We start from the raw sequence: 17,042 nt of genomic DNA on the forward strand, positions 1-17,042 counted from the left end.
TGGTAGGTTTTCAGTTTTTAGAGGTGAGACGATTCAACTTAAAGCGCCGTATTAACAACCAATCTCTCACACTGCGCGGTAGCCAGCGGGCGATCCAGGGTAACAAACTGCTGCGATTGCCAATACGCACCAGCGGACGAGCGCGCTTGCGCAGCAGCTCGCGCACCAGTTTTTTCGCCAGTGTACTGGCCAGTGTGGCATTGTGTTGAGACTCCTGTGCCCGGGCCCTAACGATTTCCTCCTGGCATTTATACAGGGAGTCTGGCGGCAAAAGACCGCGCAGGGAGGTCTCGGCATGGCGGCCAAATTCCGAGGCGATAGCACCGGGCTGCACCGTCATAACCCGAATACCAAAGGGCTTTAATTCGAGTCGCAACACATCAGAAATCGAGTGCAGGGCAGCTTTAGAGGCGCAGTAGGCCCCAGAGAACGGGGTGGGCATAACTCCGGACACCGAGCCGATATTACACACCACTCCCCCACGCTCAGAGCGCATCAGGGGCACACAGGCGCGGATCAGGGCGAGAGGGGCAAATACATTGGTGCGAAACTGATTTTCCAGCGCCCGGGTATCCAGCTCTAACAGAGGGCCCATCTGGCCGTAACCGGCGTTATTGACCAATATATCCAGGCGCCCATAAGCGGCTTTTACCGCGTGTACCACCCGGTTGATATCCGCCTGGGAATTTACATCCAGTGCCTCAGTGGCAATTCCCAAGTCCGCCAGCTCTTGCAAACTTTCCGGGCGGCGCGCTGTGGCGATCACGATGGTGCCCCGGCGATGCAGCGCCAGGGCCAGCTCCCGCCCAATACCGCTGGAACAGCCGGTAATTAAAGCCACCCGATCCGGCACCACATAACCCCGCCCGATTTGTGCGAGGCTCTCGGCGGCAAAACTTCGCTTGGGAGAATGAAACTTGGACTGGGAAATGGGCGGCTTGTCCACAGGAACTGCTCCGGTTAATGGTCCTATCTCTCAATGGGCGATGGCAGGTACTCAATTAAACCAACAACGTTGCCATAGGGGTCGAGAAAGCTCGCCATCAGCGCATTTCCAGCCGCTTCCTCTATATCGGTATGCTGCCGCACCCCCATGGTGCCAAGGCGCTCAACCTGCGCGGCCAAATCTAAAACCTGCCAATACGCTACAACACCATCGGCCCGGCTGATCGCACTGCGCGCATCGGCATTGAGTCCGAGCTGACTATCGCCAAGCTGAAACTCCGCGTAGTTGTCGCTTATATAGCTGGGCTCCTGCCCGAGCAGCTGCGTATACCAGGCCACAGCCTTGCCGAGATTGGCAACGCCGTAGACCGTTTTGCGCAAGCCAAGCATCTGCCCCATTTAAGACTCCCTATTTAGCGCTTTTTATCCACCGGGCGGGGCACTATGGCGCAACTTATTGCAGCTCCTGCTCCAGCTGCTCCAGCAAGTCCAGGGGCTCCACCTCAACCCCTTCCAGTTCGGCGTTCCAATTTATCCCCACCAACAAGACATCGTCATGCATACCGGTGAGCCAATCATCCATAAATTCTTCCAGGTCGACGGCCACCGCCTCATAGGCAGCCCAATCCCCCTCGCAGTGCTCCTGGGCAAATTCCTGTTGCGACCAAAAGGGCATAACCTCGGTATCGGCGCGCTTTTCAGACTCACAAAGCGCAAAGCCCTCGGCCCCCTGTAGGGCCCAGACGCACCCCTGGCCTACAGCTTCAGGCAGGAAGCGCGCACAATTATCTTCAAAATTATCGGTTAGAGATTCGCTTTGCATAACAACTTCGCTTAAACGGTTTTACCGCAGTTTACGTTAGTTTTCCCCGGCTCAATAGGCCCTAAATTCTGTCGAAGACTGCCATCGACTCAACATGGTCGGTCTGGGGAAACATATCCATGACACCGGCTTTACTCAGCCGGTATCCCAACTTAGCCAACTCACCGGCATCCCGCGCCAGGGTGGCCGGGTTACAGGAAACGTAGACGATCCTGCTGGCAGAAAATTGCGCCAGTCCGCGCACCGCTTGCAAGGCGCCATCCCGGGGAGGGTCCAGTAGAATTTTATCGAAACCTGCCTGCGCCCAAGGTGCAGCTGCCATATTGTCGTTGAGATCGGCAGAATAAAAATGCACATTTTGCAGTTGATTCAACGCCGCATTGTCTGCGCCCCGCTGGGTTAAAGCGCCGACACCTTCGACACCAATCACCTCCGCTGCACGGCGCGCCAGTGGCAGGGTAAAATTTCCCAGCCCGCAAAATAAATCCAATACCCGCTCGCCGGGTTGCGGGTCGAGTAATTCGACCGCCCGACTCACCATCTGCCGGTTGATAGAAAAATTAACCTGCACAAAATCCTGTGGTTGAAACCGCAACGCCAGATCGAATTCCGGCAGTTGATAACTTAAATAGGCGGCCCCCTCTACAGGCCAGATTCTCTGTTGCGAGCCGGCATCTCCACCTTGTATATACAGGTGTATACCAGCACCTTCTGCGAAGGCCCGCCAGCGTGCCAGATCCCTCTCTGACAGGGGTTTTAAATGGCGAAGTACCAGGGCTGTAACATCGTCCCCAACCGCCACTTCCAGGTGAGAAAAGTTCGCGCGCCCGTCACTTTCAGCCACGAGTTTTTTTAGTGGCGCTAAATGCTCGGCAATTTTTGTGTGCAGTACCGGGCACTCCGCAATATCCACCAGGTCGTTGCTGTGTTTTTTGCGAAAACCAAATAGCAGCTCACCGCCCTGAGATTTTTTTAATTTGCGAATACCGATACGGGCCTTGCGCCGATAGCCATAGGGATCAGCGGTTAATGGCGGCAGTATTTCATCGGGCGCAATGCCGCCAAAACGCGACAGCTGCTCCAGAAGAATATTTTGCTTTTCGATGATTTGCGCCGCTGGCGCCAGGTGCTGAAGTGAGCAGCCCCCACATAAATCCACATGGGCACACTGCGGTGCGCATCGATCTGCAGAGGCGGAGATAACACCTTCAACAATTCCCTCGTCAAAGCGGGCGCGTCGCGCGGTATAGCGGAATTTAACCTGTTCACCAGGCAGAGCGCTATCAATAAACACTGTCTTGCCTCCGACACGGGCAATGCCGCGCATATCGTGGCTAAATTTTTCTATTGTGGCTTCCGCACGGGTCGGCAAGGTTTTTTTTACCGGCTTGCGGCCGGTAATAAAGCGGGGCTTCTTACTCATAATTAATCGGGAGAAATTCTGTACAACTAAAGAATAGAAAAATTACAGGGTCAACCGGTGACCGTTATCGCGCAACCAGCGGCGCAATTCTTTAAATCTGGGGCACACGCTTTGCACTAACTGCCAAAAAGCGCGACTGTGATTGTGGTGCTGTAAATGGCAGACCTCGTGAGCCACCAAATAGTCCAGCACCGGCTCGGGGGCTAGGCCAATAAGCCAATTAAATTGCAGTTCGCCGCGAATACTACAGTGCCCCCACTTAGTTTTAGTGCGGCGCACTTTTACCGAGGAAATAGTCAACCCCAGCTGCCCGGCCAGCCTATGGGACTTTTGCGTGAGCAATGCCAGCGCCTCCCGCTGGTAAAGGCGCTGTAAGGCGCTTTGCAGCTGTGCCTCGTCGGGCTGGCGATAGCGGGTATAAAGTCTGATAGCGTCAGCGCCAATACCGGCACGGCTACTGTCTGCGGCGCGCAGCAAGGGCAGCTGCTGCCCCAGCCAGGGAAACGTCTCCCCAAAGGTGTATTGATATTGCGGCACCTGCGCAGCGCGGCGGTCGGCAGCGAGCAATTGCGCTTTCACCCACTGAATATTTTCCTGTAGGAACTCGTGCCCATAGCGCGCGGCGCAGCGCTGCGGAATCCGCACCTCCACCCCGGCGGCACCCAGTACCAGTCCCAGGCGCTTGCGCCGACTCGAGCGCACCAAGCGGTAGGGGATATCTTCAAAGATAAAATCCTGGGCCTGCGTCAAGAGATATCTCCGCGCGCAGCCCCGGAGATAACGCTAGGCACCATGAGCTACAACAGCCATGGTAATACGTGAAATACAGCTGAGCTTGCCGCTGGGCGCATAGATCAGAATTTCCCACACCTGACTGCTGCGGCCGATATGCACGGGCTTTGCGCGACCGCGCACCTTCCCCTCGGGCACAGGGCGCAGATGATTGGCGTTTACCTCCTGGCCGACACAATAAAATTTATCGGTATCCACTAACAGGTTCGCAGCTATGGAGCCCAGGGTCTCCGACAACACAACATTGGCGCCACCGTGTAAAATACCAAAAGGTTGGCGAGTGCGATGATCGACCGGTAATGTCCCCTCCAAATAGTCAGCGCCGATTTCCGTGATTTCCATCCCCAAGTAGCCGGGCATACACTGGGATATCCCCAGGTTCAGCTCTTCCAGCGAGGGCTCTAAATGCCAAATTGCCATTCCAATAAATCTCTTATGCGTGCAATAGCGGAGTATTGCTCCAGCTTTCGCGTGTACCAACAGGGCCGATCAACTATTCCACTTACCAGTAAAATAATCTGGCCGAAAAAAATCCGGGGGGATAAAAACCGGGGGTTAAATGCCTGGCGCCAAACAAACCGTAGCGGAATAACTCCATATCCAACATTCGCAATTCCCAGCGGAGGCGGCTGCGCTGCAAGTACAGCGCCCGGGCCTGGGCCTCGCTATCGATATTTCGGTAGGCATAATGCAGGGACAGAAGCTCGCGCTCTAAATTATCCCGGCGCCACAATAGGCGCTGGTAGTGCTGCTCAACACGATACTCGCTGAGGCCGCGCTGGTAGTTTTGTACAAACAGGTCGGCGGTAGGGCCGGTGCAAACTCCCTGGTAATTGCGCCCCCGGCGCCCCTCGCGGTAGCCATTTTCAGCGGTGCAGTAAGTCTCCACCCCCTCTTCATGCCCCTGTAGCCAGGCGTCGTTATCTACGTGCATATCGTAGCTGTCACACTCGCGGGCGATATCGTACAGCAGCGATTGTGAGCGGCCACGAGCACCGTCTTGCAGGCCCCGCTCATACCAGAGGCCCGCGCGACACTCCTCTTCGGAAATTACCGCACAGCCACTTAACCCCAGCACCAGCAAAGCGAGAAAAAGGCGTATTTTTCCGGCGGACATAAAATGGGCCTCCCGAGGCTGTATTTACCGCCTGTTATATCACTTAACCAAAGCGCTTGTCGGCGACAAAAGGATTAGTTTGGCGCTCCTGGCCAAAAGTGGACATGGGGCCGTGCCCCGGCACAAATTGCACCTCATCACCCAGCGGCCACAGGCGCTCTTTGATCGAGCGGATCAGGGTATCGTGGTCCCCCTGAGGGAAATCGGTGCGCCCGATCGAGCCGGCAAACAGCACATCCCCCACCAGGGCTAGCTGGCTGGGGCGGTGGAAGAAAATCACATGGCCCGGTGTATGGCCGGGGCAGTGGTATACCTCCAGTGGCTGATCCCCGACAGTAACGGTATCTCCCTGCTCCAGCCAGCGGTCCGGGGTAAATATCTCGACTGCGGGGAAACCAAACATCTGCGCCTGCACGGGCAGTTGCTGAATCCAAAAATCATCGCCCTTGTGCGGCCCCTCCACCGGCAACTGGAGCTGCTTGGACAGCGCCGCAGTGCCGCCCACATGGTCCAGATGGCCGTGGGTCAGCAGAATTTTTTCCAGCTTGAGGTCGCGCTCTGCCACCGCTGCCAGAATTTTATCCAGGTCGCCACCGGGGTCCACCACCGCCGCGCGCTTGCTGTCCTCACACCACAGCAGTGAGCAGTTTTGCTGGAAAGGAGTAACCGGAACCAGGTGAAATTGCAGCGACATAGGAAAACGGCCCTTGTTCTTTTACAGGAAACTGTTGAGGTAATTGCGGATTATACCGCGAGAGCCCGCTGGCGGGCTTTATTTACCGTCCTCACCGGTCGGCAGTGGGCCGCTGGGGATAGGTAGAGCCACTGTGAACTTGCCCGCTACTAGGCCACAGAAATTAGATTGCGACGAGTTGAGGTGACCGATTTAAGCCGATTAATAATATACTGTGCCAAGCTAAATGCGCCATTGCCCAATCTCGATTGAGTGGGAGGCCGCCACAATAGTGCCCCCTGACAGTGCTGTCACACTTATCGAGAGCTGATGCATAATAGCGCCTGTACAAAAATCAAACATTAAAGACAGCCACTCCCGCAGCGATGCTTTTAACTTCCAAATACAGCCTGCCGGATTGCCCCGAGCACGCCCTAGCGCGCCCGCGCCTGCTATCGATTCTAAACCGATGTCACAGCGATCAACTGCTGTTGGTGACAGCCCCGGCGGGATACGGCAAAACGACACTGGTTGCCTCCTGGGCCTCGCAGCAGGACAACCCGGTCGCCTGGTATACGCTGGATGCCAGCGATAATGAACCGAGCCAGTTCTGCCGCTACCTGGTGGAAAGTGTGCACAGGGCAACGGGCAATGGCGTCCCCCAGACCCACCAGTTATTGTCCGCGCCCCAGCGCCCGGACCCCTCGACTCTGGTGAGCCACCTGCTATCGGAATTGCGCAGCCTGCCCAGCGAACTGCGTATCGTGCTGGACGACTACCACCAGATCGACAACCAGCAGGTACACGACACCACCCGCTTTTTGCTGCGCCACGCCCCCGCCGGCGTCGGCATTGTGCTCACCAGTCGCAGCCAGCCACCCCTGGGCCTGGCCACCCTGAGAGTACAGGGGCGCCTGTTGGAACTGGGCAGTAATGAACTGGCCCTCAATATCGAGGAGATCGCCACCCTGCTCAAGCAGCGCCTGCCGTTTAGCCTCGACGGCGACCGCGCGGCTCAGCTGCACCATCTCAGCGAGGGCTGGCCCCCCGCTGTCCAACTCTTTACTTTATCGGTGCGCGACAGCAACGAAGTGGATCGCTACCTGGCAGAGCTGGAACAGGGCCACAGCCATATTCTCGACTACCTGGCGGAAGAGGTATTAGAGCGATTGGAACCCCAACTGCGCCAACTCCTCTCCTGCACCTCTATTCTCACTCGGGTGAACGCCCAGCTGGCGGAGCGCCTGACCGGTCGCCAGGACGGCCAACAGCTGCTGGAAGAGGCCGCACGCCGGGGACTCTTTCTGCAAGCACAGGACTCCAGCCGCCAGTGGTTCCGCTTCCACCCGGTTTTTGCCCGTTTCCTACAGCGGCAACTCAATGACCGCCAACACCTGCTGCAACTGCACAGCACCGCCTGCGATACCTGGCAAGCGCTGAACCAGCCGGCGGAGGCCCTGCGCCACGCCCTCGCCGGGGGCGACCGCGAGCGCTTGAAGCAACTGCTCAACGAGCGGGGCGAGCAGCTTCTGCGCGCGGGCCAATCGCGCCTGCTGCGGGATTGCCTCGACAGACTCGGTGCCGAAGCCCTGCAACACAGCGCGCGCTTTACCCTCCTGTCCGCGAAAATGGCGCGGGAGAATTTTGAATACGATTTGTGTGAGAAAAACCTGTCCGCCTCCGAGAGCTGGCTGCAACGGGAAGACCCCGTACAGTGGCGCGACTTCGAAGGGGCCTTTGCCACTATGCGCGCCCAGGTAGCCATTGCCCGGGGGCAGACGCTGCAAGCCAAGGAGTATGCCGAGGAGGCTCTGGCCCTGCTGCGCGCGGACCAGCTCGGTGAAAGAATCTCCGCTCTGCTGGTCATCGGTGAGACCAGCTTCTGTCTGGGTGCCCTGCAAGAAGCCAGCCGCTATATGCAGGAGGTGGAGGCCCTGGCGATCGCCGAGCGCGATATCCCCAGCGCCGCCTGGGCCATCTGCCAACAGACCGAGATCGCCTTTGCCCAGGGCCTGCTGAAAAAAGCCGCCACGCTACAGGAGAAGGTGCAGACTCTGGTACAGAAAAATCACCTGTCGACACTGCCGATCTCTGAATTTGTGTGCCGGCTGCGCGGCCAGTTGCAGTGGGAGTCCGGCGACCTGGAAGGTGCCGAACACGCCGCGCGCCGCGGCATGCAGATCAACCGCCGGGTGGGCGAGCACTGGCTGCTGCCGGAGTACACCCTGCTGTTAAAAATTGCCCAGGCGCGCGGGGAAAAAGAGGAGTCCCTGGAGTGGCTGGAGCGTATTGAACGCCTGCTCACAGACGGGCGCTACCACCGGGACTGGATCGCCAATGCCGATGCCACCCGCATCCGCACCTGGCGCGCCCTGGGCAACCAGCAGGCCATCGCCAGCTGGCTGGAGCAGGCCGCCCCTGTCGCCGACAGGCCCAGCAATCACTTTGAACAGTGCCACGGGCGCAACCATGTGCGCGCGATGATCGAACTGCACCACTGGTCCGATGCCAACCGCCTGTTGAGCCGCCTGAAGCAGGTCGCCAACGAGTGCGGCCTGGAAACAGACCGCCTGCGCAATCGAGTGCTGGAATCCCACCTGCTGTGGCTGCGGGAACAATACCCCCAGTCTGTGGAGGCGATTAGCGAAGCCCTGCTCCTCTCGCATAAGCGGGATTTCCGCGCCAGCTTCCTGCAAATAGGCAAACCGCTGATCGTCATCCTAAAAGCAGCCCTGGAAAATGGCCTGGAAGAGGCGGAGTCCAGCAAGGCCCAGCAACTGATTAAAGCGGCACAACAGCAGCCCGAGTTGGACGGCGGGATTCGCATTGAACTGGACGACACCATTATCCGCGAAATCCTCGCCAGCGATGCCGTGCCCGACTTTTTGCGCCACTCCCCCCTCACCCCAAGGGAGTGGCAGGTACTCAATGCAATTCACTCGGGTCTGTCGAACGAGAAAATTGCCCGCCACTTTAAGGTGGCGCCGAGCACTATTAAGACCCATATCCGCAGCCTCTACCAAAAGCTGGACGTCAAGGATCGCCAGGAGGCCATCGCCCTGGCCGAACAGATGCTTCGCTCGGTGCAGGACAAACCCTAATTAAGCCCCGCTTCACCGGCACAGGGACGTGCCCACGGGATACGCTCCCCCCACCTACCGACCGCGCACCACCCCCGGCAAATGCCGCTTTGCTCCCCTCTCCCCCCTGGTCGGGGAGGAGGAAGCACACCGGTGACTGCTCCATACTCACCCTATCTTTTAAAGGTGGGTCATCTCCACATTTCAAATAATGAAACAAGGCAGTAATCCATGAGCGGCAACAGCTATGAGTGGTGGCGCAACAGCGTTATTTATCAGATTTACCCACGCAGCTTCTGCGACGCCAACGGAGATGGCATCGGTGATATTCCCGGAATCACGCAAAAACTGGATTACGTAAAATCCCTCGGCGTAGATGCCATCTGGATCTCACCCTTTTTTAAATCGCCGATGGTGGACTTCGGCTATGACGTTGCCGACTACCGCGATGTAGACCCTATTTTTGGCAACCTGGAAGATTTCGACCGGATGATCGAAGCGGCTCACAAGCGCGGCCTGAAAGTAATTATCGATCAGATCCTCAGCCACACCTCGGACCAGCACCCCTGGTTCCGGGAGAGCCGCGCCAACCGCGATAACCCCAAAGCGGACTGGTATGTCTGGGTCGACCCCAAGGAAGATGGCACCCCGCCCAACAACTGGGTCTCCGTATTCGGTGGCGGCTCCTGGCGCTGGTGTACCCGCCGCCGCCAATACTACCTGGCCAACTTCCTCAAAGAGCAGCCGGACCTGAATGTGCACAACCCGGAAGTTCAGGAGCAACTGCTCGCCGATATGAAATTCTGGCTCGACCGGGGTGTCGATGGTTTCCGCCTGGATGCGGTGAACTTTATTTTCCATCAGCAGGCCCTGGGCAATAATCCGGCGCGCCCGCTCAAGCTCGATGAAAAAGGCCTGCCCCCAGTCAACCACTACGACTACCAGTGGCACCAGAATGATAAATCCCAACCGGAAAACCTGGTGTTTCTCCAGCGGGTCCGCCAATTGATGGATCAATATCCCGGCACAGTGACGGTGGGCGAAGTCGGCGACGACAACACCCACAAAATTATGGCCGAGTACACCACGGAAAAGCGCCTGCATATGGCCTACTCCTTCGATCTGTTGAGCGAGGAGTGCAGCGCGGACTTCCTGCGCGAGACCCTGGAGAAAAACCGCGACGTGATCGAGAAGGGCTGGCCCTGCTGGTCGATCAGCAATCACGATGTGCCCCGCTCAATAACCCGCTGGAACAAAGGTTTTAGCGCCGCTCAAGCCGAGGCCCGAGCCCCGCTGTTCCTGTTGATGCAACTGGCACTGCGCGGCAGTGTCTGCCTGTACCAGGGGGAAGAACTGGGCCTGCCGGAGGCGGAAATTGCTTATGAGGACCTGGTAGATCCCTACGGCATTAATCTGTGGCCAGAATTTAAAGGCCGCGACGGCTGCCGCACACCGATGCCCTGGAGCAATACCAGCGACGACCACGCCGGTTTTTCCCGCGCAAAACCCTGGCTACCGGTTTCCGAGCAACACCAGCAGCGGGCAGTAGAAGTCCAGCAGGACGCCCAGCACTCTATGCTCAATCGCTTTCGCGCGCTGATCGACTGGCATCGGGAATTACCCCACTCGCTGGCGACGGCGGAGCAGGAGGTGATGAATACCGGCAGTGAGCTATTTGCCTTCGTAAGACGCAGCGACAGCGAAGAGATACTGGTAGTCGTCAACTTGGGGCAAACCAGTGCCAGCCTGAAAATACCGGCTGAGTTCTCCGCTGCACACAATATTACCCCAGCACTATTTACCGGCAATGTGGAAGGGGACAGCTTAACGCTCGCCGCCGCTGATGCCTGTGTACTGCTGCGTAAAAAAGCCTAATTTATTCACGCTGTTCGGAATGCCCTGCGCCGCTTAAAGCCTGGGCATCGAGCCAGAATGACAGTCTCTCTGCAACGTCTCTCCTTTTCGACGTCTGCTTTCGTGCCGGCATAATGCCGGCTTTTTTCCGTTAAAACATCTGCGGCAAAAACTTCCCCACACCAAGCTATTGAAAGGGGAAATATCACCCTGTAGATGGTACTGTTTTTCACCAAGCAAACGATAGCGATAGCCGTTATCCACCCGACCACAGATCGATGCCCGCCTCTCACAGCCCTCGGATATTTTCTCTAAAGGGAAACGAAATTATCGCTTTTCAACCGGTAAGCACTTTATTTTGCGAGAGAAAGAGGGAGCCTCTGAATAATTCCATCACTATTTATGCGGAGGGTTTTTCTGGAAACGACACCCAGAGAAAAGACCAGACAGCAGACGCTGCCTGGCAAAGAAGGATTTGACTTGCTATCAAATGATCAGACCAAATTAAAGCGAGGTGATTTAAGCAAAATATCAGCGGCAAATACAGCCTGCTACGGCATATAGAGATAGACCTGCGCTGACCGGCTGGTCGAACATTCGCTGGGCCACTCGTCAACGGATAAAAAACGGCCAACGATAAAACTAGTGTACCGTATTAAATAGATTGCTGATTTGAGAGTGCTTGGCGTGCACGCTCCACTTTCAATAAAATTTCCTCAGCAGATTTCGTCCACACAAAAGCTTTCTTGGCTTCATTATGTGTTTCAATAAATTTCACGATAGCCGTTTCCAACTCCTTGACTGAGGTGAATGCCCCTCGGCGCAACTGCTTCTCTGTGAGTAATCCAAAAAATCTTTCTACCAGATTTAGCCAGGATGAACTGGTCGGAATAAAATGAAGATGAACTCGTTTGTTTCTCTTGAGCCAGCGCTTTACATTTTCATGCTTGTGAGTCGCGTAATTATCGACGATAAGATGAAGATCCTGTTCTTTAGGTGTTTGCTTTTCTACGGTCTTTAAAAAGCCTAAGAACTCCTGATGACGATGGCGCTTTCTACACTCACCTATGACCTCACCAGTCAGCGTATTAAGGGCGGCAAAAAGAGTGCTTGTCCCGTGACGTTTATAATCATGGGTCATAGTGCCACACCGCCCCGGTTTCATGGGTAGTCCAGGCTGTGTCCGATCCAGGGCCTGAATCGAGCTTTTTTCATCCACACAAAAGACAACAGCATTTTCTGGCGGTGACATATACAAGCCAACAACATCGCGTAATTTTTCTTCAAAAGCAGGATCGTTACTCACCTTGAACTTTTCGGTTAGATGAGGCTTAAGGCCCACTTCCTGCCATACCCTGCTGACAAAAGAGTGGTTAATTCCTAAGACTTTCGCCATGCCTCGCGTTGTCCAGTGTGTCCCATCCTTTGGCTTACTTCCTGTCGTCATCTTGATAATTTTCGAGCGGAGTTTTGCCTGCTCTTCTGAATTCTTACCGCCATGATTAGCCCCCCTGGGCAAATCCTTCTCTATACCTGCCAGACGCTTTTCTGCAAAACGATTGCGCCATCGGCCCACCGTATTGACATCAATGCTTAACTTTTTCGCAATTTGGTAGTTGGGAACCTGCTTGGCAGCGAGCAAAATAATCTTTGACCGCTCAGCCAATCTCACCGATATTTTTCGACTTTTTATATTCTTTTCTAACTGCTTTTTTTCTTCCGGTGATAAATTGATTTCAACTTGAGCTGGCATTGGTCTTCACTTAATCGCTAAATTAAGCTCACATTATATATCAGCAATATATTTAATACACTACACTAGAGAGCCTCTAAAAGGCGCGCAGAGATATTGCGGAATTAGGGGCTGCCTCTCCCAACTTACACTTACCGCCCCACTACCAGAGAGCTGACTGAGCAATGTATCCTCTGCAACCTTAGCTGGAAGACCGGCAGAAATAACCTGGCCTGCGCAATTTCAGAATCAATACGGAAAAAAACCTATCGCCCCTAAATTTGACGCTAAACAGCCATCAATATAGTTCACCAGTAACAAAGGTTGTTACTGGTGAATAGCTATATCGGCAAGCCTAAAATTATTGGGCATCTACCTCTGATAACTCACTCCACGAGAAGCGCTCAGCGCGATAGATAACCGTATCACTCACCACCATTTCCCAAGCGGTTTCTGCTGCCTGATCCGGGGTAACTTCAATAATATGCGCATTTCTATCCTCACCAGTACTCTCACTGGAGGGACCACCGGCACACAATAGAATATTCCCCCCCGACAGCTCGTCTACATCTCCTAAAGAGTCCGTATACTTAGGTGCAACGTACTCCCAGGTCTGCGCAGCTGTCATCGCCTCGGTGTCCAGAGAAAACTTCACTGCACGGCTATTATAGATTTCACCGCTATATTCAGATTCATTTCTGTTATCGTAAATCAAAATTTCACCATCTGACGCGAGCATAGCCGCGTGCTGGGAGGCCATCCAGCTACCCTCTTGCAGTGAAAACAGTTTATCCAAGAAACTCTCTGAGGCACCCAACTCACTGCCCATAATCCAGTTTATATCGCCGCTGGCATAGTCAATGTTGATCACCCAGCTTTGAGAGCGGCTAGACAGTAAAATGGAATCATCCTGAGACATGTAGTGCAGGGAGTTGGAGTGGCTCCAATCCAGGGAACCATTGCGCACGGCTCGATAGGACAGTTCACCGGGGAATCGAGCGGTATCCAAGTGATCAAATGACGACCACTCCCAGACCGTATTACCCTCTTCATCTATCTCGAGGATGGTATCTCCTTTCAAAAACAGGTCATCTACCGTTGCAAAAGAATAAGCGAGCACCAGCAAATTGCCATTTTCGAGGAGTATTGCATCGTGATGGTAAGCGGGCAAATCAAATGATTTAAGTGTTTCGCCCGCAAAAGAGATGATTCTAGCCTCCTGATCCAGCAGCAGCATCAAGGTGCCATCTTGCAGATTTCGCACGACCGGAGTATTGACCAGAGGCACATCACCATGAAGGTACCAAACTATCTCCCCCTCTTCATCAACCCCCCAAAAAGTATTCGAGGTATCTTCCGCCGGGGCAAATATCGTTACGCCCCCTTCACTTTGATCAGTATAGGTAGTGACTTCTACAGGCGGTGCACCCTCTGGTAGTGAACCGGTCTTAAAGGTAATAGCCTCGCTTTGCACCTCCTCGCCACTGTCAAGTGTTGCCAGGGCAGTAAAGAAGTAAGTGGTATCCGCTCTCAGGCCAACCAAGGTCAAATCGTGTTCAGTGCCCCAATCGGTATAACTGGTATGACGGCGATCTGTTTCTGCTGAATTGATTCTGACGGCTACCTGTGACTCACTGCTCGTCACTATTTTTGCATTCACCATTAAGTTGTTTTCTGGATGTGCTGAGAGCGTCAGCTCTATATCCCCAGATAAAAGCTCCTCAGCACCAACGCTTAAATAGCTAAAGAGTGTGACAATAGTCACAAAAAAAGTAATAGACAGTCTAAATCGTCCTTTCATTTTGTATTCCTGTTTTGTAAGGATGACAGATATTGATTGCCGCTCTAGCGGCGCACTATCAGCTAGAGCCAGCTCAGTCTGCGAACAAGCACACATAGAGCTAACTCAATCTGTTAACAAGCACACAACGTTAGAAGAATAAATTCGTTTACTTGCTTTGCGAATTTTTTCGGAAATATTTGGATTCCCCCCAGTGGCAGGGGATTACAGCATCTCGAACAGTGGGAAAAAGGTCAGTTAGGAAAGGAAAAGAAAGGAGAAAATATGTGAGGACAGCTCAACAAAAGAAAAAATTTGACCGGCCGGTCTAGGACCTGACGCGCCTCAGCGATAAAAAACGGCCAGCCATATTGTGGGCTCATCGGCCGCAGTCTCTGTTACCCGGTGCCTTTGCTTGGCTCGAATCAGCAAGTGATCCCCCTTCTCCAAGCGGTGTCTATCGCCACCCTCCATCTCGATAACACCGTAACCAGACAGCACCAGCACCCATTCATGCTCATCCTGGTCATACCAGCCCGTTTGCGGTGAGGATTGACCGTAGGATACGATTCGCTCCACCCGGCACGCCTTTCCCAGCAATAAGTTCTCAAAGTGCTCCACTGACCGATCATCAGGTAGCTGGCTGAGTAGGTTATCCATACACATCTATTCCGGTGTTCGATCAAAGGTTGATAAAAGATAGCCTGAGAAGCCGATGAATACCTCGACCGCTATCTACAGGTAACCAGGGGGAAAGCTAGCCCCCCAGCAAACATCGTATTTAGATGTGAGATCGCTATTCACATACTACACCAGTAACGAAGATTGTTACTGGTGCATCGCTATAGTGCTAAATATAAAATTATAAATCCCCTACCACTGACAGATCACTCCAGGAGAACCGCTCTGCGCGATAGACCCGCGTATCGCTTAGCACCATCTCCCAAGCAGTCTCTGCGGCCTGATCGCCGCTAACCTCAATAATATACGCATCTGTATTACTGCCGCTGCTGCCGCCCGAGGGACCACCCGCACACAATAGGATATTGCCCCCGGGTAATTCATCCACATCCCCCAAAGAGGCGGTATACTTGGGGGCAATGTACTCCCAGGTCTGTACTGCTGTCATCGCCTCAGTATCCAGAGAGAACTTCACCGCGCGGCTATTATAGACATCTCCACTGTATTCAGACTCGTTCCTATTGTCGTAAATTAAAATATCTCCATCCGACGCGCGCATAGCTGCATGCTGCGAGGCCATCCAAGTGCCGCTTTGTAAGGTAAATAATTTTTCCAAGAAACTCTCTGAAGTATACGAGCCCCTACCCATAATCCAATTTACATCGCCGCTGGCATGATCAATATTCACCACCCAGCTTTGCGAGCGGCTAGATAATAAAATGGAATTATCCTGAGCGATATAGTGCAAGGAATTAGAATGGGTCCAGTCCAAAGCACCATTGCTCACAATTTTATTGGCAAGATTACCGGGGAATCGATTTGTGTCGAGATGATCAAATGACGACCAATGCCACAGGGTATTCCCCCGATCATCGATTTCACTAATGACATCGCCCTGCAATAACTTCCCACCGACCCTTTCAGTAGCATTTGCCAGTATCAACAGATTCCCATTATCGAGGAGTATTGCATCGTGGTGATAGGAGGGAACCGCAAAGGATTGAAGTATTTCCCCAGAAAAAGAAATAATCCGGACTTCCCGATTTAGCAGCAACATCAATCTGCCGTCGTTTAAATTGCGCACGACGGGATTATTCGAGAGTGATAAATCACCATGGAGATACCAAATTATTTCCCCCGTCTCATCAACGCCCCAGAAAGTCTCCCCATTACCACTCGATGGGGCAAATATTGTCACTCCGCCCTCACTCTGATCGGTATATTTAGTGACTTCAACCGGCGGAGCCCCCTCCGGCAGTGAACCTGTTCTGAAGTTAACAACCTGGCTTTGTACTAGCTCGCCGCTATCCAACCTTGCCAGCGCCGTAAAACGATAATTAGTGTCTGCCCTCAGCCCCACCAAAGTAATATCGTGATCCGTTCCCCAATCGGTATAATCTGTGCTCCGACGCTCTGTCTCTGTCGAGTTAATTCTAATTGCTACTTGAGTTTCACTACTCGTTATTATTTTTGCATTAATCATCAAGTTGTTTTCTGGGTGCATTGACAGCATTAATGCCACCTCATCCTCCAGAACTGTTGGGACTTTCCTAACCCTCCCCTCTTCCGCACTAGCGGTTGAATAACCAAACAATATTGCAATACCGACAAACAAAACCACGTAGAACCTTGACCAACTTTTCATCGCACACTCCTATTTTGTAAAATTTACAGGAATCTATACCAGCGAAGTTATTAAGGGGTAAGCGAGGCAATTTTTATCTGCTGAAAATCACATAATACAGAACAAGACAAACCACTTGTCAGAATTGAGAAGTCATCAAATAATATTTATCGCGCCGCAACAGGAGAGTCGCATCACATCAGCTCTTAAATGAAAAATAAGGCGAAATTAATAAGCAAGAAAATTAGATAAACATTTAACTTTACAAACCTACCCGCTCAACATCCAAGATCTGCTCCTCTCAATTACCAGAAAGGTTATTTTTATATAAAAATTATCGATAATATTTTTGATATTTTCTTGGCGAAGACGCCTAAGCTCAAGACCGACCTAGATATAAGAAGTATACCCATGCAAATCTATCCGGCCGCGCGACAGTCATTATTTTCGAATACGCTATCGCAGCCCTCCATAAGACACGCACTGTAAATGACAGAGAACCCGAACACTGCCTCACG

14 protein-coding genes are annotated in these 17,042 nt (G+C 53.5%); 2 read left to right on the forward strand and 12 right to left on the reverse strand.

All coding sequences use genetic code 11. The annotated features are described in order from the left end of the window. Positions 1–10: 10 nt before the first annotated feature. The 8 genes from ACJJIF_RS12405 to ACJJIF_RS12440 all read right to left on the reverse strand — a co-directional run bounded on the left by ACJJIF_RS12405 (position 11) and on the right by ACJJIF_RS12440 (position 5,794). The gene (locus ACJJIF_RS12405) at positions 11–946 is read right to left on the reverse strand and encodes an SDR family oxidoreductase (protein WP_444928664.1); all 936 of its coding nucleotides are present in this window, start codon (positions 944–946) and stop codon (positions 11–13) included. Positions 947–969: 23 nt separating this feature from the next. Then, positions 970–1,344: a VOC family protein gene (locus tag ACJJIF_RS12410; RefSeq protein WP_444928665.1), complete on the reverse strand. Its 375-nt coding sequence runs from the start codon at positions 1,342–1,344 to the stop codon at positions 970–972. A 55-nt stretch (positions 1,345–1,399) separates the two neighbouring features. After that, positions 1,400–1,768: a DUF2750 domain-containing protein gene (locus ACJJIF_RS12415; protein ID WP_444928666.1), complete on the reverse strand. Its 369-nt coding sequence runs from the start codon at positions 1,766–1,768 to the stop codon at positions 1,400–1,402. Between the two features lie 61 nt (positions 1,769–1,829). Next, positions 1,830–3,191 carry a 23S rRNA (uracil(1939)-C(5))-methyltransferase RlmD gene (gene rlmD / locus ACJJIF_RS12420; RefSeq protein ID WP_444928667.1) on the reverse strand — a complete coding sequence of 454 codons (1,362 nt, stop codon included), beginning with the start codon at positions 3,189–3,191 and terminating at the stop codon, positions 1,830–1,832. Between the two features lie 42 nt (positions 3,192–3,233). Continuing rightward, positions 3,234–3,941, reverse strand: coding sequence for a M48 family metallopeptidase (locus tag ACJJIF_RS12425; RefSeq protein WP_444928668.1), 708 nt, complete (start codon positions 3,939–3,941; stop codon positions 3,234–3,236). Positions 3,942–3,974: 33 nt separating this feature from the next. Next, the gene (locus ACJJIF_RS12430) at positions 3,975–4,403 is read right to left on the reverse strand and encodes a hotdog fold thioesterase (protein WP_444928669.1); all 429 of its coding nucleotides are present in this window, start codon (positions 4,401–4,403) and stop codon (positions 3,975–3,977) included. 82 nt (positions 4,404–4,485) lie between these two features. Beyond that, on the reverse strand, positions 4,486–5,100 hold the full coding sequence (locus ACJJIF_RS12435) for a DUF2799 domain-containing protein (protein ID WP_444928670.1): 615 nt from the start codon (positions 5,098–5,100) through the stop codon (positions 4,486–4,488). 43 nt (positions 5,101–5,143) lie between these two features. Beyond that, the gene (locus ACJJIF_RS12440) at positions 5,144–5,794 is read right to left on the reverse strand and encodes an MBL fold metallo-hydrolase (protein ID WP_444928671.1); all 651 of its coding nucleotides are present in this window, start codon (positions 5,792–5,794) and stop codon (positions 5,144–5,146) included. A 365-nt stretch (positions 5,795–6,159) separates the two neighbouring features. Between ACJJIF_RS12440 and malT the strand changes: the two genes are divergently transcribed. Then, complete coding sequence (gene malT, locus ACJJIF_RS12445) at positions 6,160–8,874, forward strand: HTH-type transcriptional regulator MalT (protein WP_444928672.1); 2,715 nt, start codon at positions 6,160–6,162, stop codon at positions 8,872–8,874. A gap of 210 nt (positions 8,875–9,084) precedes the next feature. Further along, on the forward strand, positions 9,085–10,728 hold the full coding sequence (locus tag ACJJIF_RS12450) for an alpha-amylase family glycosyl hydrolase (RefSeq protein WP_444928673.1): 1,644 nt from the start codon (positions 9,085–9,087) through the stop codon (positions 10,726–10,728). Positions 10,729–11,362: 634 nt separating this feature from the next. Here the strand turns inward: ACJJIF_RS12450 and ACJJIF_RS12455 are convergent. The 4 genes from ACJJIF_RS12455 to ACJJIF_RS12470 form a co-directional block, all read right to left on the reverse strand. Further along, the gene (locus ACJJIF_RS12455; RefSeq protein ID WP_444928468.1) at positions 11,363–12,460 is read right to left on the reverse strand and encodes an IS630 family transposase; all 1,098 of its coding nucleotides are present in this window, start codon (positions 12,458–12,460) and stop codon (positions 11,363–11,365) included. A gap of 340 nt (positions 12,461–12,800) precedes the next feature. After that, positions 12,801–14,240 carry an aryl-sulfate sulfotransferase gene (locus ACJJIF_RS12460; RefSeq protein WP_444928674.1) on the reverse strand — a complete coding sequence of 480 codons (1,440 nt, stop codon included), beginning with the start codon at positions 14,238–14,240 and terminating at the stop codon, positions 12,801–12,803. A 324-nt stretch (positions 14,241–14,564) separates the two neighbouring features. Beyond that, positions 14,565–14,879 carry a cupin domain-containing protein gene (locus ACJJIF_RS12465; RefSeq protein WP_444928675.1) on the reverse strand — a complete coding sequence of 105 codons (315 nt, stop codon included), beginning with the start codon at positions 14,877–14,879 and terminating at the stop codon, positions 14,565–14,567. Between the two features lie 202 nt (positions 14,880–15,081). Beyond that, positions 15,082–16,545, reverse strand: coding sequence for an aryl-sulfate sulfotransferase (locus ACJJIF_RS12470; protein WP_444928676.1), 1,464 nt, complete (start codon positions 16,543–16,545; stop codon positions 15,082–15,084). Between the last annotated feature and the right edge of the window lie 497 nt (positions 16,546–17,042).

The organism is Microbulbifer regidiadema (SeqCode) (genome assembly GCF_052467605.1).